The organism is Nocardiopsis sp. NPDC050513, assembly GCF_044457925.1.
GTDB lineage: Bacteria > Actinomycetota > Actinomycetes > Streptosporangiales > Streptosporangiaceae > Nocardiopsis.
Genome location: NZ_JBITHK010000001.1, coordinates 223,447 through 246,617 on the forward strand (window position 1 = coordinate 223,447; position 23,171 = coordinate 246,617).

The 23,171-nt window shown below is 71.6% G+C and carries 20 protein-coding genes; 14 read left to right on the forward strand and 6 right to left on the reverse strand.

The features are described 5' to 3' along the window. Positions 1-178: 178 nt before the first annotated feature. Positions 179-1,687 carry a CoA-acylating methylmalonate-semialdehyde dehydrogenase gene (locus ACIBFB_RS00925; RefSeq protein WP_397224754.1) on the forward strand — a complete coding sequence of 503 codons (1,509 nt, stop codon included), beginning with the start codon at positions 179-181 and terminating at the stop codon, positions 1,685-1,687. Positions 1,688-1,993: 306 nt separating this feature from the next. Here ACIBFB_RS00925 and ACIBFB_RS00930 read toward each other — a convergent pair whose 3' ends face one another. Further along, positions 1,994-2,239 (reverse strand): hypothetical protein, encoded by a 246-nt coding sequence (locus ACIBFB_RS00930; protein ID WP_397224756.1) that lies wholly within the window; start codon positions 2,237-2,239, stop codon positions 1,994-1,996. A gap of 241 nt (positions 2,240-2,480) precedes the next feature. After that, positions 2,481-3,332 (reverse strand): carbon-nitrogen hydrolase family protein, encoded by an 852-nt coding sequence (locus ACIBFB_RS00935; protein WP_397224758.1) that lies wholly within the window; start codon positions 3,330-3,332, stop codon positions 2,481-2,483. 183 nt (positions 3,333-3,515) lie between these two features. Between ACIBFB_RS00935 and ACIBFB_RS00940 the strand changes: the two genes are divergently transcribed. From ACIBFB_RS00940 to ACIBFB_RS00955, 4 genes are all read left to right on the forward strand, one after another. Then, on the forward strand, positions 3,516-4,187 hold the full coding sequence (locus ACIBFB_RS00940; RefSeq protein WP_397224760.1) for a TetR family transcriptional regulator: 672 nt from the start codon (positions 3,516-3,518) through the stop codon (positions 4,185-4,187). Positions 4,188-4,235: 48 nt separating this feature from the next. Continuing rightward, positions 4,236-5,159, forward strand: coding sequence for an ATP-binding cassette domain-containing protein (locus tag ACIBFB_RS00945; protein WP_397224762.1), 924 nt, complete (start codon positions 4,236-4,238; stop codon positions 5,157-5,159). Next, positions 5,156-6,754 carry an ABC transporter permease gene (locus ACIBFB_RS00950; RefSeq protein WP_397224764.1) on the forward strand — a complete coding sequence of 533 codons (1,599 nt, stop codon included), beginning with the start codon at positions 5,156-5,158 and terminating at the stop codon, positions 6,752-6,754. Before ACIBFB_RS00945 ends, ACIBFB_RS00950 begins: the two co-directional genes overlap by 4 nt. A 90-nt stretch (positions 6,755-6,844) precedes the next feature. Beyond that, complete coding sequence (locus tag ACIBFB_RS00955) at positions 6,845-7,711, forward strand: alpha/beta hydrolase (protein ID WP_397224766.1); 867 nt, start codon at positions 6,845-6,847, stop codon at positions 7,709-7,711. A gap of 28 nt (positions 7,712-7,739) precedes the next feature. Here the strand turns inward: ACIBFB_RS00955 and ACIBFB_RS00960 are convergent, their stop codons facing one another. Both ACIBFB_RS00960 and rlmN read right to left on the reverse strand, forming a co-directional pair. Beyond that, entirely contained in the window at positions 7,740-8,213 is a 474-nt protein-coding gene (locus ACIBFB_RS00960; RefSeq protein WP_397224768.1) for a hypothetical protein, read from the reverse strand. A gap of 25 nt (positions 8,214-8,238) precedes the next feature. Further along, a complete protein-coding gene (gene rlmN, locus ACIBFB_RS00965; RefSeq protein WP_397224770.1) occupies positions 8,239-9,336 on the reverse strand; it encodes a 23S rRNA (adenine(2503)-C(2))-methyltransferase RlmN in 1,098 nt (365 codons plus the stop codon). 207 nt (positions 9,337-9,543) lie between these two features. Between rlmN and ACIBFB_RS00970 the strand changes: the two genes are divergently transcribed. Continuing rightward, positions 9,544-10,647: a suppressor of fused domain protein gene (locus ACIBFB_RS00970; RefSeq protein WP_397224772.1), complete on the forward strand. Its 1,104-nt coding sequence runs from the start codon at positions 9,544-9,546 to the stop codon at positions 10,645-10,647. 98 nt (positions 10,648-10,745) lie between these two features. Continuing rightward, positions 10,746-11,849 (forward strand): MFS transporter, encoded by a 1,104-nt coding sequence (locus ACIBFB_RS00975; protein WP_397224774.1) that lies wholly within the window; start codon positions 10,746-10,748, stop codon positions 11,847-11,849. A 24-nt stretch (positions 11,850-11,873) separates the two neighbouring features. Here ACIBFB_RS00975 and ACIBFB_RS00980 read toward each other — a convergent pair whose 3' ends face one another. Continuing rightward, positions 11,874-12,248: a BlaI/MecI/CopY family transcriptional regulator gene (locus ACIBFB_RS00980; protein ID WP_397225409.1), complete on the reverse strand. Its 375-nt coding sequence runs from the start codon at positions 12,246-12,248 to the stop codon at positions 11,874-11,876. A 579-nt stretch (positions 12,249-12,827) separates the two neighbouring features. On the opposite strand from ACIBFB_RS00980, the gene ACIBFB_RS00985 reads away from it, so the two are divergent. The 4 genes from ACIBFB_RS00985 (at position 12,828) to ACIBFB_RS01000 (ending at position 18,834) form a co-directional block, all read left to right on the forward strand. Beyond that, a complete protein-coding gene (locus tag ACIBFB_RS00985) occupies positions 12,828-16,451 on the forward strand; it encodes a multifunctional oxoglutarate decarboxylase/oxoglutarate dehydrogenase thiamine pyrophosphate-binding subunit/dihydrolipoyllysine-residue succinyltransferase subunit (RefSeq protein ID WP_397224776.1) in 3,624 nt (1,207 codons plus the stop codon). A gap of 15 nt (positions 16,452-16,466) precedes the next feature. Next, positions 16,467-16,646: a DUF6104 family protein gene (locus ACIBFB_RS00990; protein WP_397224778.1), complete on the forward strand. Its 180-nt coding sequence runs from the start codon at positions 16,467-16,469 to the stop codon at positions 16,644-16,646. 292 nt (positions 16,647-16,938) lie between these two features. Then, positions 16,939-17,790, forward strand: a complete 852-nt coding sequence (locus ACIBFB_RS00995; RefSeq protein ID WP_397224780.1) for a DUF4097 family beta strand repeat-containing protein — start codon at positions 16,939-16,941, stop codon at positions 17,788-17,790. Next, the gene (locus tag ACIBFB_RS01000) at positions 17,791-18,834 is read left to right on the forward strand and encodes a helix-turn-helix transcriptional regulator (RefSeq protein WP_397224782.1); all 1,044 of its coding nucleotides are present in this window, start codon (positions 17,791-17,793) and stop codon (positions 18,832-18,834) included. It abuts the gene before it with no gap. A gap of 77 nt (positions 18,835-18,911) precedes the next feature. Here the strand turns inward: ACIBFB_RS01000 and ACIBFB_RS01005 are convergent, their stop codons facing one another. Beyond that, the gene (locus ACIBFB_RS01005; protein WP_397224784.1) at positions 18,912-20,105 is read right to left on the reverse strand and encodes an NADP-dependent malic enzyme; all 1,194 of its coding nucleotides are present in this window, start codon (positions 20,103-20,105) and stop codon (positions 18,912-18,914) included. Between the two features lie 389 nt (positions 20,106-20,494). Between ACIBFB_RS01005 and ACIBFB_RS01010 the strand changes: the two genes are divergently transcribed. The 3 genes from ACIBFB_RS01010 (at position 20,495) to ACIBFB_RS01020 (ending at position 23,165) form a co-directional block, all read left to right on the forward strand. Further along, a complete protein-coding gene (locus ACIBFB_RS01010; RefSeq protein ID WP_397224786.1) occupies positions 20,495-21,367 on the forward strand; it encodes an ABC transporter substrate-binding protein in 873 nt (290 codons plus the stop codon). 74 nt (positions 21,368-21,441) lie between these two features. Further along, complete coding sequence (locus ACIBFB_RS01015) at positions 21,442-22,392, forward strand: amino acid ABC transporter permease (protein WP_397224788.1); 951 nt, start codon at positions 21,442-21,444, stop codon at positions 22,390-22,392. Next, positions 22,392-23,165 (forward strand): amino acid ABC transporter ATP-binding protein, encoded by a 774-nt coding sequence (locus ACIBFB_RS01020; protein ID WP_397224790.1) that lies wholly within the window; start codon positions 22,392-22,394, stop codon positions 23,163-23,165. The genes ACIBFB_RS01015 and ACIBFB_RS01020 overlap by 1 nt, the downstream gene beginning before the upstream one ends. Positions 23,166-23,171: the final 6 nt, after the last annotated feature.

Genomic DNA, 23,171 nt, shown 5'->3' on the forward strand with positions numbered 1-23,171 from the left:
CCGAGGTGTGGGGGGTCGGGTCCCGTGGGTGAGCGCGGGGCCCGGTCGGCGCGCGGGCAGCACGAGGTCGGCGGCGGTTGAGCGCCCCCTTGTCAGTAAGCAAACACGGTGTGTCGTGGGTGCGCCAGTCGTGACTGGGTTCCTGTGGACAGGCCGGCATTCGACGAAGAAGGAACGCATGAGCGAGAACGTCACCCACTGGATCGGCGGAGCCCGCCACCAGGGTCCCGCGGAGCGCCGCGCGGACGTGTACAACCCCGCGACGGGGAAGGTCTCCGGCACGGTCGACCTGGCCGGACCGGCCGAGATCGACGCCGCCGTGCGCTCGGCCAGGGACGCCTTCCCCGGCTGGCGCGACACGTCGCTGTCCAAGCGCGTCCAGATCCTCTTCCGCTTCCGTGAGCTGGTGCGCGCCAACACCGGACGCCTGGCCGAGGCGATCAGCGCCGAGCACGGCAAGGTCGTCTCCGACGCCGCGGGCGAGGTGCAGCGCGGCCTGGAGGTCGTCGACTTCGCGTGCGGCGTCCCGCACCTGCTCAAGGGGGGCTACTCCGAGAACGTGTCCACCGGTGTGGACGCCTACTCCATCCTCCAGCCGCTGGGCGTGGTCGCCGGGATCACCCCGTTCAACTTCCCGGCGATGGTCCCGATGTGGATGTTCCCGGTGGCGATCGCCTGCGGCAACACCTTCGTGCTCAAGCCCAGCGAGAAGGACCCGTCGGCGTCCCTGCTGCTCGCCGAGCTGTGGGCCGAGGCCGGGCTGCCCGACGGCGTGTTCAACGTGCTCCAGGGCGACAAGGTCGCGGTGGACGGCCTGCTGGAGCACCCGGACGTGGCGGCGGTCAGCTTCGTGGGTTCGACCCCGATCGCCCGGTACATCTACTCCCGCGCCGCTGAGAACGGCAAGCGCGTGCAGGCCCTGGGCGGCGCCAAGAACCACATGGTCGTGCTGCCCGACGCGGATCTCGACCTGGCGGCGGACTCGGCGGTCTCGGCGGGGTTCGGCTCGGCCGGTGAACGCTGCATGGCCATCTCCGCGATCGCGGTCGTCGACTCGGTCGCCGACGAACTGGTCGCGCGGATCCGCGAGCGGGTCGAGCGCCTCCGCGTCGGCCCGGGCGACGACGACCGCAGCGAGATGGGCCCGCTGGTCACCCGCGAACACCGGGACAAGGTGGCCTCCTACCTGGACTCGGGCGTGGAGCAGGGCGCGACGCTGGCGATCGACGGCCGCGTGCACCCGGTCCTGGGCGGGGAGACGGAGGGCTTCTGGCTCGGGCCGTCGCTGCTGGACCACGTCACCCCGGAGATGGACTGCTACCGCGACGAGATCTTCGGCCCGGTGCTGAGCGTCGTGCGGGTCTCCGGCTACGACGAGGCCGTCGCACTGATCAACGGCAACCGCTACGGCAACGGCACCGCCGTCTTCACCAACGACGGCGGGGCGGCCCGGCGGTTCCAGAACGAGATCCAGGTCGGCATGGTCGGCATCAACGTGCCGATCCCGGTGCCGATGGCCTACTACTCGTTCGGAGGGTGGAAGCAGTCGCTGTTCGGCGACTCGCACGCGCACGGCACGGAGGGTGTGCACTTCTACACCCGCACGAAGGCCGTCACCGCCCGCTGGACGGACCCCGGCAAGCGCCCCGAGGGCGGCGTCGACCTGGGATTCCCCACGAACGGTTAGACCCCGGTAACGGAAACACGGGATGAATCTCTCTCACTGACGGTCGACGGTGGACGACACGGAGTATCGTTGGTGGCGGCCACCCTCACGGGGCGTGGCCGACGCCGGAGGAGGCCGCGGAGACCATCCTGGAAGGACGCGCTCAATTCCCCTCCTCCCCATGGAAGCGGGCGCGTCAGCGGAAGCGCTCCGGGTCCGACTCTCCCCCTGGACCCGGAGCGCGACCGCGCTCGCGGAGTCGCGCCCCCGTGCGTTCGCGCACGACGGCGCACCCGTCGGCGGACACGCCCTCTCCGGCGACCGCCCCTAGCGGACGGCGTAGACGCGGTGACCGGAGCCCGTGACGAGATCCGCGCCGATGATGTCCGCGCACTCCTGGCAGCCGAACACGCGGGCGCCGTCCGGGAGCCGGCCGAGAACGCGACGGGGTCGGGGCCACTGCGCGTGGCAGACGGCGCAGGCATCCCCCACGCGCTGGGCCCCGGTCAGCGCCTCCGGGTCGTAGACGTAGGTTTCCGACGTGTCGTCAGGCCGTGCACCCGCTGCACACATCGTGCTCGTTCCGCGCAATGTCCTTGCTCCCCCCGTGGTTTAGGACAGTCTGGCGGGCCGATAGTTACCGGCTCTTTATCGAATCAGAGGCTCGCGGCACTGGAAAGTGTCCGGACCGATCCAAATCACTCCGTGCACGGAGATCATAACCCTAAGTAACGAACCCTGGGAAGACCCCAGTTCATAGATGTATATTCACATGATTTGCCCGATGCCTACTGAGTGGTAGGGGTACGGGACCTCAGTCCAGGTCGCGCGCGGTGACCGCGAACCGGCGCAGGGACAGTGCGGGATTCACCGCGCGTACCTCCTCCACGCGGGCGGCCGAAACCTCCGCGGAGGCGACCGCGAAGGGGTGCTCCCCCAGCGCCGCGACGGTGGTCCCCATCGGATCGACCACCATGCTGTTGCCCGCCCCCGTGGGCCCCGACTGCCCGGCCGCCGCGACGTAGACCGTGTTCTCGATCGCCCGCGCCCGGGCCAGCGTCCGCCAGTGGTCCTCCTTCAGCGGCCCCGGCACCCACTGGGCGGCGAGCAGCAGCACGTGCGCCCCCGCGTCGGCGATCCGCCGCGTCACCTCGGGGAAGCGCAGGTCGTAGCAGGTCTGCAGACCGAAGACCACCCCGTCCACGGTGAACGTCTCCGGCGTCTCGATCGGACCCGGGCGAACCACGTCCGACTCGCGGACGCCGAACGCGTCGTACAGGTGGATCTTGCGGTAGAGCGCGACCCGCCCGCCGTCCGGACCGAGCGCGACGAGGGTGTTGGCGAAGTGCGTGGCCCCGCCCGCGTCCGGCTCCACGGCCCCGTCCGGACCGCCCGTCCCGCCGACCGTCTCGTTGACGCCCAGCACCAGGTGGACGCCCTCCGACCGGGCCGTGTCGGCGGCGGCCTCCAGGAACGGTCCGCCCAAGGGCTCGGCCGCCTTGACGTAGCGGTGGTCGGTCCGCGGCGCGGTGAACATCGCGTACTCGGGCAGCAGGACCACGTCGGCGCCCTCGGCGGCGCCCCTGGCCGCCAACTCGGCGACCGAGCGCGCGTTCTCCGCCTTGTCCTGCCCCGGCGCGAACTGGGCGACCGCGACCCGCACCATGGATGGCTCCCCTCCTCGACGCCGGAGCGCCTGGGCCGCCCCGGACCGTGCACCGCAGTCTACGGCCGGCGCACCCGCGCCGCGGCCCCGCTCCCGCTCCCCGGCCCGACCCCTTACCGCGCCGGACCGGACATCGGCTGAACGTCTTGCCAGGATACTGAACGCGCGTTTAGCATGATGAACATGAGTTCAGCCACGAGGAAGCCTCCGGACCGCGAGGAGGACCTCACCGCACGCGCCCGCATCCGCGACGCGGCCATCGACTGCTTCGGGCAGCGGGGGTTCAACGTCCCGGTCCGCGAGATCGCCGAACGCGCCGGGGTCTCCCCCGCGCTGGTCATGCACCACTTCGGCACCAAGGCCAACCTGCTCGCCGCCTGCGAGGACCACGTCACGCGCCTGATCCGCGAGGTCAAGACGGAGTCGGTCACCAGTGGCGACCAGCAGACGATCCTGCACCAGATCGCCGAGGCGGAGGAGTTCGCCCCCTACATGGCCTTCGTCTTCCGGTGCCTGCAAGCCGGAGGGGACCTGGCCCGCACGCTGTACGAGCGCATGGCCGCGGACGTCGAGGCCTACCTCGACGCCGGGGTCGAGGCGGGCACCGTCCGCCCGAGCCGGGACCCCAGGGCCAGGGCCCGCTGGCTCGCCGCCAACGGCGCCGGGTCGCTCCTCATGCTCGTCACCCTGCGCGAACCCGGCCCCGACGTCGACTTCCGCAAGGTCATCCGCGAGTGGATGACGGAGTTCGCGCTCCCCGCCCTGGAGGTCTACACCGAGGGGCTGCTCACCGACCGGTCGATGCTCGACGCCTACCTCCTGTACGTGAGCGACCCGCCGGAGGGATCGTCCTGAATCCCCGGCTCCCACGTTCACGATCACCGCCCCTCAGGAGGAACACCCATGTCATCCCCCGCCATCGACGTGCGCGGACTCGACAAGCACTTCGGCGCGTTCAAGGCCCTCGACGGCCTCGACCTCACCGTCCAGCCCGGCCAGGTCGCCGGGTTCCTCGGCCCCAACGGCGCGGGCAAGTCCACGACCATCCGCGTCCTGCTCGGCCTCCTCCGCGCGGACGGCGGCAGCGTCCGCCTGCTCGGCGGCGACCCCTGGCGCGACGCCGTCGCCCTGCACCGCCGCCTCGCCTACGTCCCCGGCGACGTCGCCCTGTGGCCGAACCTCACCGGAGGCCAGGCCATCGACCTGCTCGGGCGGCTGCACGGGTCGGTCAACGCCGCCCGGAAGCGGGAACTGCTCGGCCGGTTCGAGCTCGACCCCACCAAGAAGGCGCGCACCTACTCCAAGGGCAACCGGCAGAAGGTCGCCCTCGTCGCCGCCCTGGCCTCCGACGCCGAACTCCTCATCCTCGACGAGCCCACCTCCGGCCTCGACCCGCTCATGGAGTCCGTCTTCACCGACTGCGTGCGCGAGGCCAGCGCCCAGGGCCGCTCGGTCCTGCTGTCCAGCCACATCCTGGCCGAGGTCGAGAAGCTGTGCGACACCGTCACGATCATCCGCAGGGGCCGGGCCGTCGAGTCCGGAACCCTCGACGGGATGCGCCACCTGACCCGCTCCACCGTCCGGGCCACCACCGAGGGCGACGCGAGCGTGCTGGACGGGCTTCCCGGCGTGCACGACCTGTCCGTCGACGGCCGCAGCGTGACCTTCGACGTCGACAACGACCGGATGGACCAGGCCCTGCGCGCCCTGACCGACCTCGGCGTCCGGTCGCTCGTCAGCAACCCGCCCTCCCTGGAGGAGCTGTTCATGCGCCACTACGGCGACGAGCTGGCCGCCCTCAACGGCGAGGGGAGGGGCGCGGCATGAGCACGTTCACCGGGACCGGGCACCTGATCCGGTTCATCCTGCGCCGCGACCGGGTGCGCATGACGGTCTGGACGCTCTCGCTCAGCGGGATGCTCGCCATGACCGTGCCGACTCTCGCGGAGATGTTCGCCGAGCCGGAGCAGCGGGCGGCCCGCGCCGCCGTGATGGAGACGCCGACCGGCATCGTCTTCGGCGGCCCCGGATACGGACTCGACGACTACGGCCTCGGCGCGATGGTCGCCAACGAGATGACCATGAGCCTGCTGGTCGCGCTGGCGGTCATGAGCGTCCTGCACGTGGTCCGCCACACCCGGGCCGAGGAGGAGAGCGGGCGCGCCGAGCTCCTGCGCGCCAACGTCCTCGGCTCCAGCGCCCAGATGACCGCCGCGCTCGCCACCAACGCCCTGGTCTGCGGCGCCGTCGGGGCGCTGCTGACGCTGGTCATGGTGGGCAACGGCCTGGCCGCGGCCGACTCGGTGGCCTTCGGCGGGGGCATCGCCCTGGCCGGGATCACCTTCGGCGCGATCACCGCCGTGTGCGCCCAGGTCTCCGAGCACGCGCGCGGCGCCAGCGGGCTGGCCTTCCTCGTCGTGGGCGTGCTGTTCATGTTCCGCGTGGTCGGCGACATCGCCGAGCGCGGCGGCAGCGCCCCGTCGTGGTTCTCGCCCTTCGCCTGGGCCCAGCAGACCCGGATGTTCGACGACCTGCGCTGGTGGCCGCTGGCGCTGTACGCGCTGGTCATCGCGGTGCTGTTCGCCGCCGCGTACTCCCTGGCCGGCCGCCGTGACCTGGGCGCGGGGCTGGTGACGACCAAGCCCGGACCGGCCGGGGCGAGCCCCCTGCTCAACGGGGTGTTCGCCCTGCACCTGCGCCAGCAGCGCACCTCCATCATCGTGTGGACGGCGGCCGTGGCGCTGTTCGCGCTGTCCTTCGGCACGCTCGTCTCCGAGATCGACGCCATGGTCGAGCAGAACCCCGAACTGCTGGCGCGGATGGGCCTGGACGCCGCGAACATGGCCGACGGCTTCCTCGGCATGCTCGTCCTGTACGTCGTGATGGCCGCGGCGGCCTTCGCCGTTCTCTCCGTCCTGCGCACGCGGGCCGAGGAGAACGCCGGGCGCGCGGAGCTCACCCTGGCCGCGGCCGTGGGCCGCATCCGGTGGATGGGTACGGCGGTCCTGGTCAGCGCCCTGGCGGCGACCCTGATGCTGCTCATGGGCGGGCTGGCGATGGGGCTCGGCGCGGGACTGGTCACCGAGGACACCGACTGGATCCGCACGGTCGCCGAGGCGGGCGCCGCCCAGGCGCCGGTGGTGCTGCTCTTCGTCGGCCTGACCACCCTGTTCCTGGGAACCGCTCCCCGCCTGGTCGGCCTGGTGTGGGCCTGGTACGGGTACGGACTGGTCGTGGCGGTCTTCGGCATCCTCATGGACCTGCCCGACTGGATGCTCGACGCCGGGCCGTTCCAGATCCTGGCGCAGCTTCCGGCCGAGGAGTTCGACGCGGCGCCGTTCGTCCTCGTCCTGCTGGCCGCGACGGCCGCCACCGCCGTGGGCCTGGGCGGCTTCCGCCGCCGCGACCTGGTCAGCGTCTGAGGACCGGGGCGCCCGCCCGCGGGTGCGGTTCCGGCCGCCCCGCGGGCGCCGACGGGGACTCCCCCGGCGGAACCGTGAGAGGAGGGCACCGTGTCCGGGACGGGCGCCGCGCGCGGCCGGCGGAACCCGCGCCGCCGCGCCGTCACCGCGGCGGTCGCCGCCGTCGCCGTCCTGATCCTGCTCGGAGGTCTCATGTGGGGCATGCAGCGGTCGCTCCTCTACCTGCCCACGGGCGGGACGCCGCCGCCGGCCGGCGAGGTCGTCGCCGGCGCTCGGGACGTGCGCCTGCGCACCGGGGACGGACTCGACCTGGGCGCGTGGCTGATCCCTCCGCGCGGCGCCGACCGCGGCACGGCGGTGCTGGTGGCCAACGGCAACTCCGGCAACCGGGAGACCCGGGCTCCGCTGGCGCGCGCTCTGTCCGCCGAGGGGTTCACCGTTCTCCTCTTCGACTACCGGGGCTACGGCGGCAACCCGGGCACGCCCTCCCAGCGGGGTCTGGCCTCGGACGCGCGAGCCGCCTCCGACGCCCTCGCCGCCCGCGGGCACCCCCCGGCGAGGACGGTCTACCTCGGGGAGAGCCTCGGCGCCGCCGTGCTCAGCGGGCTCGCCGTGGAGCGCCCGCCCGCGGCACTGCTGCTGCGCTCCCCGTTCACCTCGCTCGCCGACGTCGCCGCCCACCATTTCCCGTTCCTGCCGGTCCGGGCCCTGTTGTGGGACCGCTACCCGGTGCGCGCGAACGTGGCGGAGATCGACCGCCCCACGACCGTCGTCCTCGGCGACGGGGACCTGGTCGTCCCCCCGGAGCAGAGTCGCGCGGTGGCCGAGGCCAGTCCGCGGCTGGTCGAGGAGGTGGTGGTGGCGGGCGCCGACCACAACGACCCGGCGCTCGCGTACGGCCCGGAGGTGGTCGCGGCGCTGGTCCGCCTGGCCGACCGGGCGCTCGGCCCGCGCTGACGGGGACTCCGGCGCCGACCGCCCGGCGTCACCCGGGCAGGAAGGACATCGCCCAGGCGGGCGCGAACACCACCACGAGGAAGCGGGCGGTCCGGGTGACCCACGTGACCAGGAAGAACTGCACGACGTTCTGCCGCACCACGCCCGCGAGCACCGACACCGCCATGAACGGCGGGATGCTCGCGAACGAGCTGAGCGCGACCAGGCCCGCGCCCCACACGGGGCGTTCCTCGGCCTTGCGCCGCCAGCGCGCCACCCGCGCCGTCCAGCGTCCGGGGGTCTCGGCCCTCCGGCGCAGCCAGGGCGCGGAGATCGTGCCCCGGCCCACGTAGTAGTAGGGGAGCTTGCCGAGGGCCTGTCCCAGCCCGGCGGCGGCCGCCATCGCGGCGAGGGCGCCGTCGTCCACCAGGGCGACGGCGCCCACCAGGTACACCTCGATGTTGAGGACCGGGACCAGGCCGGAGACGGAGGCGACCACGAAGGCCAGCAGGGTCTCGGTCACGGTTCTCCCCCGGCCGCCGGCCGGCTCAGCCCTCGGCCGCGGCGAGCTGCCCGCACGCGCCGTCGATCTCCTGGCCGCGCGTGTCGCGGACGGTGACCGACACCCCGTGCGACTGGAGCCGCCGGACGAACTCCCGCTCGTCCTCCGGGCGCGAGGCGGTCCACTTGGACCCCGGCGTGGGGTTGAGCGGGATGAGGTTGACGTGCACCAGGTGGCCCTTGAGCAGCTCGCCGAGCAGGTCGGCCCGCCACGCCTGGTCGTTGATGTCCTTGATCAGCGCGTACTCGATCGACACCCGGCGCCCGGTGGTCCCCGCGTACCGCCACGCGGCGTCCAGGACCTCGGCGACCTTCCACCGCGTGTTGATCGGCACCAGTTCGTCGCGCAGCTCGTCGTCGGGGGCGTGCAGGGAGATCGCCAGGCGCACCTGCATCCGCTCCGCCGTGAGCTTGTCGATGGCGGGCACCAGGCCGACCGTGGACACCGTGACGCCGCGCTGGGAGATGCCCAGCCCGTTCGGCACCGGGTCGGTGATGCGGCGGACCGTCTGCAGGACCCGCTTGTAGTTGGCCATGGGCTCGCCCATGCCCATGAAGACGATGTTGCTGATCCGCCCCGGGCCTCCCGCGACCTCGCCCCGGGCCAGGTCGCGGGCGCTGGCCACCACCTGGTCGACGATCTCGCCGGTGGACAGGTTGCGGGTGAGCCCCGCCTGGCCGGTCGCGCAGAACGGGCAGTTCATCCCGCACCCGGCCTGGGAGGAGATGCACAGGGTGACGCGGTCGGGGTAGCGCATGAGCACCGACTCGAACAGCACCCCGTCGAAGGCCTTCCACAGGGTCTTGCGCGTCATCCCGTTGTCGCAGGTGATGTGCCGGACCGGTGTGATCAGGGTCGGCAGCAGCGCCTCCCCGAGCCTGGCCCTGGAGGCCTCGGGCAGGTCCGTCATCGCCGAGGTGTCCGACTCCAGGTGGCCGAAGTAGTGCTTGGCGAGCTGCTTGGCGCGGAAGGGCTTCTCCCCCAGATCCGCGACGGCCTCGGCCCGTTCCTCGGGGCTGAGGTCGGCGAGGTGCCGCGGCGGCTGGGCACGGCGAGGGGCGACGAAGGTGAGCTCGGCGGGCATAGGTATCCGTAAGGGGTGGCGTCGGTGGTCTGCGCCCGGCGCGGGGACGGCGCGGTTCCGGTCGTTACACGACCTATACGCTGCCGCGGTGCGGCTCCGCCTGTCAGGGCACTACGGTCGATTCTACCGGCCTCGTTCCGAGAGCGCTCCGGGCTGGTCCGGGACCGGACACGGGTGACGGCACGGGTACGGCACGTGGGAGGGCCAGTGACAGGGATGGACGTCCTACTCGACGAGGTCAGTCCCTACCAGAGCCGCCGTGTCGTCGTCGAGTGCGACTCCCGCACCACGGCCGCCTACCTGCTCGACGCGCGCGGCCGCATCCGCGTCCCCGTGTGGCTGGCCAACCACGACGTCGCCCCGGCGGCCAGCGAGGAGGGCGGGCTGTTCGAGGGCCGCGCCCCGCTCATGCCCGAGGCCTACACCAAGCACCCGCAGGGCCGACCGCGCTTCGACCCCGCGCGCCTGCGCGCCGTGTGGTTCGAGGAGGGGGACGGGGTCGCCCTGACCGACGAGGAGGGGCTGCTCGCGGTCATCCCCGGTTGGGCCGAGGCCGACAGCGGGCTCCCCGGCTACGCGCGCGAGGCGGTCGGACGCAGCGCCTTCGCCTGGGAGCTGGACTCGGTGCGCGACCAGCTGTGGCCGAGGGTCGTGCACGCCGAGGCCTACTGGGACTGGCGGCGGGCCGCGGGCGCGTGGCGGAGCGTGCAGCGCACGGTGCTCAGCCACCTCAACCGCCGCGTGGGCGAGCCCGGCCACTACTGGGACGTGTCCGACGGCCATCCGCCGCTGCTGCGGCTGTCCGAGCGCCCGCCCAGCGCCGAGCGCCCGTTCACGGTGCTGTCCACCGTGGGGATGTGCGGCCAGCGGATGCCGACCCTCGACCGGTACATGGCCGACACCTCCCGGCACGCGCGGGTCGAGCTGGCGCTGGCCACGACCCTGCCCGCGCACCGGGCCGCGCGGATCTTCCGGTGGATCGGCGCGTTCCCGTGGCGCGCGGTGACGTGGTTCGGCACGGGGCACACGGTCAAGTGGCTGGACAACCCCGAGGATCGGGCGATGCGCGGCGACGCGGGGGCGGTGCTGCTCCTGGAGGACCCGTCCGCGCTGGTGACGCGCCCCGACCACCGGCCGCCGGAGACCGCCGGCCTGTCCTTCCAGGGCGATCCGGTGCGGTGGCTGTGGATCGTGCCGATCACCCGGTCCGAGCACCGGTTCGCCAAGGAGCACGACAGCGCCACGCTCGTGGAGAAGCTGGCCGCCGAGGGGCGCAGCTGGGTGCTGGGGTCACCGCCCGTCGCCTCCTGACCGCCCCCTCCCGCGCCGGGCGGAAATCCGGTGGACCCCGTGCCCCGCGCCCTGGCATCGTGCCCCGGTCGACGTGGTCGAGGCGAGGACGGTGGGGCATGGCACGGGCCGACGAGGCGAGCGATCCGGGCGTCGGCGTCCTCCTCCCCCTCCGTCATCCGGCCTTCCGGGCCCTGGCTCTCGGCCGCTCGCTGATGTTCCTGGGCAACGGCATGGCCTCCGTCGCGGTGGCCTTCGCCGTGCTGGACGCGACCGGTTCCCTGGTGAACGTGGGGCTGGTGGTGGGTGCGCGCTCCCTGGCCAACGTGTGCCTGCTGCTCTTGGGCGGGGTGGTCGCGGACCGGGTGCCCCGCTCGCTCGTCCTCCGGGGCGGATGCGTGCTGGCGGCGGGCTCCCAGGCGGTGCTCGCCGCGGCCCTGCTCACCGGGACCGCCTCCCTCCCGGTGATGGTCGGGCTGAGTCTGGTCAACGGCGCGGTCGTGGGGGCGGCGGGCTCCGGGTGGGCGATCGCGGCGGACGCGGCGCTGTTCGCGCTGGCCGGGGTCGCCTTCGCCTTCCTGCGGGTGCCGGGCGGCCCGGGTCGGGACGGGCACGGGGGCGCCGGTGTCCTCCGCGACCTCCGGGAGGGGTGGAGCGAGTTCACCGCCCGGCGCTGGGTGTGGATCGTGGTGGCGCAGTTCATGGTGGTCAACGCCTCGTGGACCGCGACCGTGTCCGTCCTGGGTCCGGCGATCGCCGACGCGGCCTTCGGCCGGACGGAGTGGGGTCTGCTGATGGCGGCGAACGCGGTGGGGCTCCTGGCGGGCGGCGTGCTGGCCGCGCGGTGGCAGCCGCGGCGGGCCCTGGCGTTCGGGGTCGCGCTGATCCTGGTGCAGACGGTGCCGCTGTTCGCGCTGGCGGGCTCGGTCCCGTTCCTCCCCCTGCTGGTCGCGATGGCCGTGGCGGGGGTCGCGGTGGAGCAGTTCGGCGTGGCCTGGGAGGTGTCGGTCCAGGAGAACGTGCACGCGGAGCGGCTGTCGCGGGTCTACTCCTACGACGCGCTGGGGTCGTTCGCGGCCGTCCCCGTGGGCCAGGTGGCGGCGGGGCCGTTGGCCGAGCGCCTCGGGCCCGGTCCGGCCGTCGCGCTGTTGGCGGCGCTCACCGTGGCCGCGACGCTGGCGGCGCTCTCGTCCCGGAGCGTGCGGACCCTGCGCCGCCGCTGACCGGGGAGCCGCGTGCCGACGCCGTCAGATCGCGATGCCCCTGCGGTCCCGGACCTGGTCGAGCAGCCGGTGGAACCTGGCCATGTCCTCGTCGCTGAACCGCTCGACGAAGCTCCGCAGGGTCGCCCCCGGGTCCGGCCCGGCGTTGAGCACCTCGTCCATGACGCGCGCGGTGTACTCGGCGTGCGACTCGCGCGGCCAGTACACCCAGGCGCGGCCCGACTTCTCACGGTCCAACAGGCCCTTGTGGAAGAGGATGTTGGCGACGGTCATCACGGTCGTGTAGGCGATCTCCCGGTCGTAGACCATGGTCTCGCGGACACGGCGCACGGACAGCGGTTCCTCGGCCCGCCACAGCGCGTCCATGATGGCCGCCTCGAGTTCCCCGAGCCCCCTCACGGTGCCCACCCCCTGCTGTGTGTCCCCAGTTCGTACCGAGATCGTAGGCACGGCGACGGCTCCCGCGTGGGAAAACGCCGGAGAGCACACAGATCCGCACACTCGTGGCGGGGATCACCGGCGTTTCGCGACCTGCGGCGGCGCGGCGGGCGCGGAAGGAACGGCGGACCGCCTCCGGACCGTGGTGGCGCCGGACGAGCGGAGCCGCCTCCCCGGCGCGGGACGGGCCCCGTGTGACGCGCCACATCCGCCATGGCCGGACTCGGTCATGGCGGCCGCACGCCAAAACCCCTACAAATCAGCACATTCACGACACGATCGGCACGCTCCGCAAAGCCGACGCCACGCAGAGACAACGGGGCTGTGAAAGATTGTTAGCTATCTCCTAGTTTCAACAACGCTCGCGTTCCCCGCTTGGAGGGCGGTACAAGTAGCCTGGGACCAGGACGAGTGCTGGCCAGGTCAGATACTCCCCGGACCGCGGGGGCTATCCCACGTGTTCATTGAGCCCGCCTTGCCGGCAGCCACCCGTCTCCATACACATTCACTAGCGAGCTGCGGAAGTGGGCGATCTCCGCCGTGTCGTCTGAGGCGTCTCAACCCCTGACAGATTTCGGCCCCAACGAGTGGTTGGTCGAGGAGCTTTATCAGAAGTACCTGACCGACCCCAACTCCGTTGACAAGGCCTGGTGGAACTTCTTCGCGGACTACAAGCCCGCGGATTCCGGCGTGAAGAGCGGAGGAGCCGCCAAGCCCGCGAAGGCGCAGCAGAGCAAGGCTCCCGCGGCCCCCGCGCCGAAGAAGTCCCCCCAGGCCTCCGAACCCAAGAGCGACGATGCGCTCCAGGTCAAGCAGGAGCGTCTGCGCGGGGCTCCCGCGCGGACCGCGACCAACATGGAGTCGAGTCTGGCGCTGCCGACCGCGACCAGCGTGCGCGCGGTCCCGGTCAAGCTCCTGTTCGACAACCGCATCGTCATCAACAACCACCTCCGCCGCGGGCGCGGCGGGAAGGTCTCCTTCACCCACCTCATCGGCTTCGCCATGGTCAAGGCGCTCAAGTCGATGCCGGAGATGAACCACTCCTACGTCGAGCTCGACGGCAAGCCCGGTGTGGCCAAGCCCGAGCACGTCAACTTCGGTCTGGCCATCGACCTCCAGAAGCCGGACGGCTCCCGCCAGCTGGTCGTGCCCTCCATCAAGGGCGCGGACGAGATGGACTTCACCGAGTTCTGGAGCGGCTACGAGGACCTGGTCCGCAAGGCCCGCAACAACAAGCTGGGCGTGACGGACTTCCAGGGCACCACGATCAGCCTGACCAACCCCGGCGGCATCGGCACCGTGCACTCGGTGCCGCGTCTGATGCCCGGCCAGGGCACCATCCTCGGCGTGGGCGCCATGGAGTACCCGGCCGAGTTCCAGGGCGCCTCCCAGGACACCCTCAGCGAGCTGGGCATCAGCAAGGTCATGACGCTGACGTCCACCTACGACCACCGCATCATCCAGGGCGCGCAGTCCGGTGAGTTCCTCCGCCGGATCCACCAGCTCCTGCTGGGCGAGGACGGTTTCTACGACGAGATCTTCCGTTCCCTGCACATCCCCTACGAGCCGGTCCGCTGGGTCCAGGACATCCACGTCAACACGGCCACCCAGCTCGACAAGACCACCCGGGTCCAGGAGCTGATCCACGCCTACCGCGTGCGCGGCCACCTGATGGCGGCCACCAACCCGCTCGACCACGACGTGCGCCGCCACCCCGACCTGGACGTCCTCCAGCACGGGCTGACGCTGTGGGACCTGGACCGCTCGTTCCCCACCGGGGGCTTCGGCGGCAAGCAGGTCATGAAGCTCCGCGACGTGCTGGGCGTGCTGCGCGACACCTACTGCCGCACGGTGGGTATCGAGTACATGCACATCCAGAGCCCGGAGGAGCGGGAGTGGATCCAGGCGCACGTCGAGCGCGAGCACGAGAAGCTCGACCGCGACGAGCAGCTGCACATCCTGCACCGGCTCAACAGCGCCGAGGCGTTCGAGACCTTCCTGCAGACCAAGTACGTGGGTCAGAAGCGCTTCTCCCTGGAGGGCGGCGAGTCCCTGATCCCGCTGCTGGACGGCGTGATCTCCAAGGCCGCCAGGGCCGAGCTGGACGAGGCCGTGATCGGCATGGCCCACCGCGGCCGCCTCAACGTGCTCGCCAACATCTGCGGCAAGTCCTACGCGCAGATCTTCGGTGAGTTCGAGGGCAACCTGGACCCGCGCAGCGCGCACGGCTCGGGCGACGTCAAGTACCACCTGGGCACCGAGGGCTTCTTCGAGACCCGCGAGGGCGACAGGATCCGCATCTCGCTGGCCGCCAACCCGTCCCACCTGGAGACGGTCGACCCGGTCGCCGAAGGCATCGTCCGCGCCAAGCAGGACCTCCTCAACAAGGGTCCGCACGGCTTCACGGTGCTGCCGATCCTCATCCACGGTGACGCGGCGTTCGCCGGGCAGGGCGTGGTCGCCGAGACCCTGAACCTGTCCCAGCTGCGCGGTTACCGCACGGGCGGCACGGTGCACATCATCGTGAACAACCAGGTGGGCTTCACCACCTCGCCGTCGGACAGCCGTTCCAGCGTGTACGCCACCGACGTCGCGCGGATGGTGCAGGCGCCGATCTTCCACGTCAACGGGGACGACCCCGAGGCCGTGGTCCGGGTCGCGCACCTGGCCTTCGCCTACCGGCAGGCGTTCAACAAGGACGTCGTCATCGACATGGTCTGCTACCGGCGCCGCGGGCACAACGAGGGCGACAACCCCGCGTTCACCCAGCCGCTGATGTACGACGTCATCGACGCCAAGCGCTCCACCCGCAAGCTGTACACCGAGGCCCTCATCGGCCGCGGCGACATCACGGTGGAGGAGGCCGAGTCGGCCCTGCGCGACTACCAGACCGAGCTGGAGCGCGCCTTCACCGAGACCCGCGAGGTCGAGAAGCGCCCGATCGAGCCCGGCTCCGTGGTCAAGCCCGAGGTGTTCACCGAGGGCCGCCTGGACCACTCGGCGGTCGAGACGTGCATCAGCACCGAGACCGTCAAGCGGGTCATCGACACCCAGGTCAACCTGCCCGACGGCTTCACACCGCACCCGCGGCTGGCGCCGCAGATCGCCCGCCGCGCGCAGACGGTCGAGAGCGACGCCGTCGACTGGGCCACCGGTGAGCTGCTGGCCTTCGGGTCGCTGCTGCTGGACGACCACACCGTCCGCCTCATCGGCCAGGACAGCCGCCGCGGCACCTTCGGCCAGCGGCACGCCACGCTGATGGACCGCGAGACCGGTGAGTCGTACACGCCGCTCAAGCAGTTCGACTCCGGCACCACCCGCTTCCACGTGCACGACTCGCTGCTGAGCGAGTACGCGGCGCTGGGCTTCGAGTACGGGTACTCGCTGACCCGGCCGGACGCGCTGGTGATGTGGGAGGCGCAGTTCGGTGACTTCGTCAACGGCGCGCAGACCGTCATCGACGAGTACATCAGCGCGGGCGAGCAGAAGTGGGGCCAGCGCTCCAGCGTGACCCTGCTGCTTCCGCACGGCTACGAGGGCCAGGGGCCGGACCACTCGTCCGCCCGCATCGAGCGCTTCCTCCAGCTGTGCGCGCAGGAGAACATGACGGTCGCCATGCCGACCACCCCGGCGAGCTACTTCCACCTGCTGCGCTGGCAGGCGAAGTCGCAGCTGGAGCGTCCGCTGGTGATCTTCACGCCGAAGTCGCTGCTGCGTCTGAAGGCCGCCACGTCGGCCGCCGACGACTTCACGTCGGGCCACTTCCGGCCGTTGGTCGGGGACGACTCCATCGCTCCCGACAAGGTCCGCCGCGTGGTGCTGTGCTCAGGCAAGATCTACTACGACCTGGACGCGGCCCGTCGCAAGAGCGGCGACAAGCACACCGCGATCATCCGCGCGGAGCGGCTCTACCCGCTGCCGATCGAGGAGATCCGGGAGCAGCTCAAGGCCTACCCGAACGCGGGCGAGGTCCTCTGGGTCCAGGAGGAGCCCGCGAACATGGGCCCGTGGCCGTTCGTGGCGCTGGTCTTCTCCGAGCAGCTCGACCGCCCGTTCACCCGGATCTCGCGCCCGGCCTCCTCGGCCCCGGCCGCGGGTTCGGCCAAGCGGCACGAGGCCGAGCAGCGCGCCCTGGTGGACACGGTGTTCCCGCCGGCCGACTAGGACGGACGGGGCGACGTGTACTACACCGATCGCGGAATCGAGGAGTTGGAGAACCGCCGCGGCGACGAGGAGGTCAGCTTCGCCTGGCTCGCCGAGCAGCTGAGGACGTTCACCGACGTCAACCCCGAGTTCGAGACGGCCGTCGACCGCCTGGCCACCTGGCTGGCCCGGTTGGACGACGAGGACGGCGAGTAGGTCCGTGACGGACGCGGAAGGGCCCGGGTCGCGATGACCCGGGCCCTTCCGCGTGCCCGGACCACCGGGTACCGGTCACCCGCAGCCGCTCCCGGCCGGACCCCGGGCCCAGCAGCAGGAGGAGGAAGCCGGGAGCGATCAGGGCGACCCCGAGCCCGACGATGCGGACACCTGGCGGCCTCGGGGTCAGCCCCGGCGTTCCCCTGAACCTCCCCCGATATCCGCGACATATCTTGAGTTCACCCGACTCGCGACATATCGTGATGACATCGAGCGAGCGAAAGGGTGCACGATGGCACGTTGGACCATCGACAAGCCGATGACCCACACACTCGACGGCATCGTCGCGTTGAAGGTCAGGATCATCGGCGGTCACGTCAACATCCTCCCCACCGACGACCCGGTCACCTTCGAGGTCACCGACATCGTCGGCGAACCCGTCCTGGTGACCCAGGAGGCGGGGATCCTCACCATCCACTACGAGGACCTCACCAGCCAGGGGCTCCTCGACCGCCTCCGGCCCATCCAGCTCAACAGCTACAAGAGCATGGGCAGCCGCAAGGCCACCGTGAACCTCCGCCTCCCGAAGGACTGCCCGGTGGAGATCAACACGGTCAGCGCGCCCGTCGTGGCCGCCGGCCTGGGGGCCCGCACGAGCATCCGGACCGCGTCCGGCGAGATCACCCTCGACGACGCCTCCGGCGCGACCGACATCACCACCGCCAACAGCCAGGCCTCGGTCCGCAACCCGTCCGGGTCACTGACCTTCAACAGCGTCAGCGGCCAGCTCGCCGTCGCGGGCGGACGCCTGTCGGACTTCAGCGCCAAGACCGCGTCCGGCCAGATCCTCGCGGACACCGACCTGTCCCCCTCCGGGCGGGTCCGGCTCAACTCCGTCTCCGGCGAGATCGCCCTGCGCGTCCCCGCCGAGACCTCCGCGAACGTCGAGATGCGGTCGGTCACCGGCGCCCTGGACAGCGACTTCTCCCTGGACCGGCGCAGCGCCCCGGCGCGCAACGTGCTCAGCGGCAAGATCGGCCCCGGCGTCGACCCCGCCGCCATCACCACCACCACCGTGTCGGCCCGTACCGCGCTCCTGCGCCGCGCGCCCGCCACGCCCGCCGCGATCCCCGAGGGAGCCTGAATGAGCACCATCTTCGGCCACGGCAGGCTCCGGCTCTACCTGCTCAAGCTGCTGGACGAGAGCCCGCGGCACGGCTACGAGATCATCAGCCTCCTGCGCGACCGCTTCCTGGGCGTGTACTCGCCCTCCCCCGGCACGATCTACCCGCGCCTGGCGCGTCTGGAGGAGGAGGGGCTGGTCACGCACACCGAGGAAGGCGGCCGCAAGGTCTACCGCCTCACCGACAAGGGACGCCAGGAACTGCGGGACCGCAGCGGTGACCTGGACGACCTGGAACGGGAGATCACCGACTCGGTCCGCGACGTCGCCCGCGCGGTCAAGCAGGACGTGCGCGCGACCATCAGCTCCCTGCGCGAGGAGCTGAAGTACGCCGCCGGGGGCGCGCGCCGCCCCTCGGCGGACACCGCGGCCGGTCCCGCCCAGACGGAGGGCGAGGAACCCGAGGCGCCGAAGGACGCGGGCGAGCCCTCGGGGGCGACCGCCGAGGAGCCCGGCTCGGACGAGAGGCCAGGCGAGGGCGACGACCAACGGGAACACGGCCGCGAGGGCGGCCCGTGGGCCCGCGAGTGGGAGCGCTTCGCCCAGGGGTTCAGCGGCGCGTTCGGCGCCGCCTGGGGCCGCGGTTCGGACCGTTCGCACACCCCGGAGTTCGACCAGGCCCTGCGCGAGTTCTCCGAACGCGTGCGCGACGTCGTCCGGGAGGCCGGTCACGTCGGCGAGGCGGCGGCCACCGACCTGCGGCGCATCCTCGACGACACGGTCGAGGTGATCCGCCGCGACGTGCGCCGATGGGGCCCGCCGTGCGACCGCGCCGAGGACGAGGGGCGCGGGGAGGACAAGCCCGCCGGGGAGGCCGGGGACACCGGCCCGCCCGCGGAGCCGGCGGCCGAGGGACCCGGCGCCGAGGAGTCCGCCGAGGAGCGACCGGAGGCCCGGCCGATGCCGCCCGTCGGCGGCGGCACCGCCGCCGACCCCTGGGGCACCGCGGTCAGCGAACAGGACGACGCCGACGGGGACGGAGGGACCGGGGGGACGAGGGACTAGGAGTCCGAGCACACGCGTGGGGCCCGGAGGCGTCGCCAGGACGCGCTCCGGGCCCCACCCGTCGTGCGGGGCCGGCCCTACTTCCGGGCGACGCCGTCCTCGCGCGCCTGCGCGGCGACGGCGGCCGCGACGGCGGGGGCCACCCGCTCGTCGAAGGGGCCGGGGATGATGTAGTCGGCGGACAGGTCGTCGCCGACCAGCTCCGCCAGCGCGGTGGCGGCGGCCTGCTTCATGTTCTCGGTGACGTCGCTGGCGCCCGCGTCGAACGCGCCCCGGAACACGCCGGGGAAGGCCAGGACGTTGTTGATCTGGTTCGGGAAGTCACTGCGCCCGGTGGCGACGACGCTCGCGTACTTGCGCGCGACGTCCGGGTGCACCTCCGGGTTCGGGTTGGCCATCGCGAAGACGATGGCGTTCTCGGCCATCGTGGCGACGACCGACTCGGGCACCTCGCCGGCGGAGAGGCCGATGAAGACGTCGGCGCCCTCCAGGGCGCTCTCGATCGAGCCCTGGAGCCCCGCCTTGTTGGTGAGGGCGGCCAGCTCCCGCTTGACCGGGGTGAGACCCTCGCGGTCCCCGTGGATCATGCCCTTGGAGTCGGCCACGGCGATGTCGCCGATGCCGCCGTCCAGGAGCATCTTGGTGACCGCGACCCCGGCCGCGCCGGCGCCGGAGACCACGACGCGCAGGTCGCCGAGGGTCCGGCCGGTCAGCCGGGCGGCGTTGCGCAGCGCGGCGACGGCCACGATGGCGGTGCCGTGCTGGTCGTCGTGGAAGACCGGGATGTCCAGGCGCTCACGCAGCTTGCGCTCGATCTCGAAGCAGCGCGGAGCGGAGATGTCCTCGAGGTTGATGCCGCCGAAGGACGGAGCCATGCGCACGACGGTCTCGACGATCTCGTCGACGTCGGTGCAGGCCAGCGCGATCGGCACGGAGTCGACTCCGCTGAACTGCTTGAACAGCAGCGACTTGCCCTCCATGACCGGCAGGGACGCCTCGGGTCCGATGTTGCCGAGCCCCAGGACGGCGGTGCCGTCGGTGACGACGGCGACCAGGTTGCTCTTCCAGGTGTAGGCCTCGACCAGTTCCGGGTGCTCGGCGATGGCGTCGCACACGCGGGCGACGCCGGGCGTGTAGGCGAGGGACAGGCTCGCCTGGTCGTTGACGTCGACGGAGGAGGTCACGTGGAGCTTGCCGCCGCGGTGCAGGGCGAAGGCGGGATCCTGGTCCAGGTGGGCGGGCGTCTCATGGGTGTGCGAATCAGTGGACAACTTCTCAAACCCCTCAGGTTTCGCGTGTACGCCCGGCGTCGGCCATGACGGGGGCGGACTTGGTAGCGGCGGGGGCTGCGCGCGAAGACGTGTGAGTGCTAGGGGAGCCTCCTCGGCTCCGGTCGCGTCGGACCGGAGGTGCGTTCCGAGAAGGGTCGTGCTTCGCCGGACTCCTATGCGAGTACTGCGCGGCCGCCTCTCACGGGGTTGACCCGTTACGCAATCCTCTCACAACGGTGACCGGAGGAACATCGCGGGTGGCCACCATTGACGGCACCTCAGTACCCCCTTTTTGTACAGAATGTCGTGGATGCTGCCTGGGAACTGGCGATCGGGCCCCCTTCCCGGACCCTGGCCAGGCACGACGTGCGCTCGAAGGAGACCCCACCATGGCCACGCTCACGCCCGACCCCGCACGCCGCACCGCGTTCGGCGCCCTCTCCCTCGCCGGAATCCTGGCCCTGTCCGCCTGTGGCGGCGGCAGCGACGACGGCGGCGACTCCTCCGGGTCCGGGCAGGGCTCCGACGTGGTGGTCATCGGCGTCGAGGCCTCGTACCCTCCCGGTGAGTTCCTGGAGGACGACGGCGAGACCGTCCAGGGCTTCAACGTCGATCTGGTCGAGGCCGCCCTCGCCGAGATGGGCATGGAGGCCGAATGGGTGCCCTCCGCCTTCGACTCGATCATCACCGGTGTGCAGAGCGGTGAGTACGACCTCGGCGCCTCCTCGTTCACGGTGACCGAGGAGCGCATGCAGGCCGTCAACATGGTCAGCTACTTCTCCTCCGGTACGCAGTGGTTCGCCCAGACGGGCAACCCCCAGGACGTCGACCCGGAGAACCCGTGCGGCATGCGGATCGCCGTGCAGTCCAACACCACGCACGACGAGGACATCACCGCCCGCAGCGAGGCGTGCGAGGAGGCGGGAGAGGACCCCGTCACGATCGAGCGCTTCCCGAACCAGCCCCAGGCCACCGAGACCGTCGTCTCCGGTCTCAACGACGCGTCGCTCGCGGATATGCCCACCTCGGCCTACGCGCTGGAGCAGACCGGCGACGGGGTGCTGGAGTTCATCGGAGAGCAGTACAACGCCGCACCCTACGGGATCGTGGTGCACCGCGACGAGGAGGAGTTCGCGCAGGAGCTGGCCGACGCGTTCGGCGCGATCATGGAGAACGGCACCTACGAGGAGATCCTCGCCGAGTGGGGCATCGAGGCCGGGGCGATCGAGGCCGCCGAGGTCAACCCGTCCGTGGAGGGCTGACCGCGTTGGCCCAGGGCCTCCGCTCCGGCCCTTGTCCGAACGCCCATCCCGTCCATCGAGTGAAAGACCCCACCGTGTCCTCACCGAGCGAACCGACGGGCGGTCCGAAGTCCGCCGCCACGGCCCCGGACCGCCCCGTCGAACCCGTCACCGCCGTCCCCGTCCGCTACCCGGAGCGCTGGGTCGCCGCGGCGTTCATCCTGGTCCTCGCCGCCATGTTCGTGCACATGCTCGTCACGAACGACGCCTTCGACTGGCCGTTCATGTTCGAGAACATGTTCTCCGAGCCGGTCGTGCGCGGTGTGGGCGTCACGCTCAGCGCGACCCTGCTGTCGATGCTCATCGGCGTCGTCCTGGGGATCCTCCTGGCCGTCATGCGGCTGTCCGGCAACCCCGTCCTGGTGTCCGTCTCCTGGCTGTACACCTGGTTCTTCCGGGGCGTGCCCCGCCTCGTGCTGGCCGTCCTCTTCGGCAACCTGGCCATCCTGTACTCGACCATCGAGCTGGGCGTGCCGTTCGACAACTACCTCATGGCCGCGTTCGGCCTGGAGGGCGATCTCCGGTTCTTCGAGATCGACGCGCGCACCCTCCTGAGCGGCTACACCGCCGGGCTGCTCGCCCTGTCGCTGTCCGAGGGCGCCTACATGGCCGAGATCATCCGGGCCGGTCTGCAGTCCGTGGACAAGGGCCAGACCGAGGCCGCCCAGGCCCTGGGCATGAGCCGCGCCAAGGTCCTGTGGCGGATCACCCTGCCGCAGGCCATGCGCGTGGTCATTCCGCCCACCGGCAACGAGACCATCGCGATGCTCAAGGACACCGCGCTGCTCGCCTACGTGCCGGTGACGATCGAGCTGTTCTACCAACTCCAGGCGATCGGGACGCGCAGCTACCAGATCTTCCCGATGCTGGTCGCGGCGTGTCTGTGGTACCTGGCGATCACCAGTGTCCTGATGGTCGGCCAGTACTTCGTCGAGCGCAGGTTCAACCCGGGCCAGCGCGGGCGCGTCACCGGAGGTGCGCACTGATGACCGAGACGAACGACGCCCTCGTCGTCGCCGAGAACGTCCACAAGCGCTTCGGACGGCTGGAGGTCCTGCGCGGCATCGACCTCACCGTCAACCGAGGCGAGGTCATGTGCGTCATCGGCCCCTCCGGCTCCGGCAAGTCGACCTTCCTCCGGTGCGTCAACCACCTGGAGAAGCTGTCCGCCGGGCGGCTCTGGGTCAACGGCGAGCTCATGGGGTACCGGCAGAAGGGCGGCAAACTCCACGAGCTGCGCGACCACGAGATCGCCGCCCAGCGGCGCGACATCGGGATGGTCTTCCAACGGTTCAACCTGTTCCCGCACCTGAGCGTGCTGGGCAACATCATCGAGGCGCCCGTCCAGGTCAAGCGCGTGCCCAGGGCGGTGGCGACCGAGACCGCCAGGGAGCTGCTGGAGAAGGTCGGGCTGCCGGACAAGGCCGACGCCTATCCCGAGCAGCTGTCCGGCGGCCAGCAGCAGCGGGTGGCGATCGCCCGCGCCCTCGCCATGGAGCCGACGCTCATGCTGTTCGACGAGCCCACGAGCGCCCTCGACCCCGAGCTCGTCGGCGAGGTCCTCGACGTGATGCGGGACCTCGCCCGCGGCGGGATGACCATGGTCGTGGTGACCCACGAGATGGGCTTCGCCCGGGAGGTCGGCGACTCCCTGGTCTTCATGGACGAGGGCGTGGTCGTCGAGTCGGGTTCCCCGAAGGACGTGCTCGCCTCCCCCCGGCACGAGCGGACCCAGGCGTTCCTGTCCAAGGTGCTGTGACCCCGG

Bases quoted from the DNA above. Each gene is read 5' to 3' on its own strand.
- rlmN (WP_397224770.1), bottom strand. From the start codon at position 9,336: ATGCCCGCCGAGCTCACCTTCGTCGCCCCTCGCCGTGCCCAGCCGCCG.
- ACIBFB_RS01020 (WP_397224790.1), top strand. From the start codon at position 22,392: ATGACCGAGACGAACGACGCCCTCGTCGTCGCCGAGAACGTCCACAAG.
- ACIBFB_RS00945 (WP_397224762.1), top strand. From the start codon at position 4,236: ATGTCATCCCCCGCCATCGACGTGCGCGGACTCGACAAGCACTTCGGC.
- ACIBFB_RS00930 (WP_397224756.1), bottom strand. From the start codon at position 2,239: ATGTGTGCAGCGGGTGCACGGCCTGACGACACGTCGGAAACCTACGTC.
- ACIBFB_RS00950 (WP_397224764.1), top strand. From the start codon at position 5,156: ATGAGCACGTTCACCGGGACCGGGCACCTGATCCGGTTCATCCTGCGC.
- ACIBFB_RS00940 (WP_397224760.1), top strand. From the start codon at position 3,516: ATGAGTTCAGCCACGAGGAAGCCTCCGGACCGCGAGGAGGACCTCACC.
- ACIBFB_RS00935 (WP_397224758.1), bottom strand. From the start codon at position 3,332: ATGGTGCGGGTCGCGGTCGCCCAGTTCGCGCCGGGGCAGGACAAGGCG.
- ACIBFB_RS01010 (WP_397224786.1), top strand. From the start codon at position 20,495: ATGGCCACGCTCACGCCCGACCCCGCACGCCGCACCGCGTTCGGCGCC.
- ACIBFB_RS00995 (WP_397224780.1), top strand. From the start codon at position 16,939: ATGGCACGTTGGACCATCGACAAGCCGATGACCCACACACTCGACGGC.
- ACIBFB_RS00925 (WP_397224754.1), top strand. From the start codon at position 179: ATGAGCGAGAACGTCACCCACTGGATCGGCGGAGCCCGCCACCAGGGT.
- ACIBFB_RS01000 (WP_397224782.1), top strand. From the start codon at position 17,791: ATGAGCACCATCTTCGGCCACGGCAGGCTCCGGCTCTACCTGCTCAAG.
- ACIBFB_RS00975 (WP_397224774.1), top strand. From the start codon at position 10,746: ATGGCACGGGCCGACGAGGCGAGCGATCCGGGCGTCGGCGTCCTCCTC.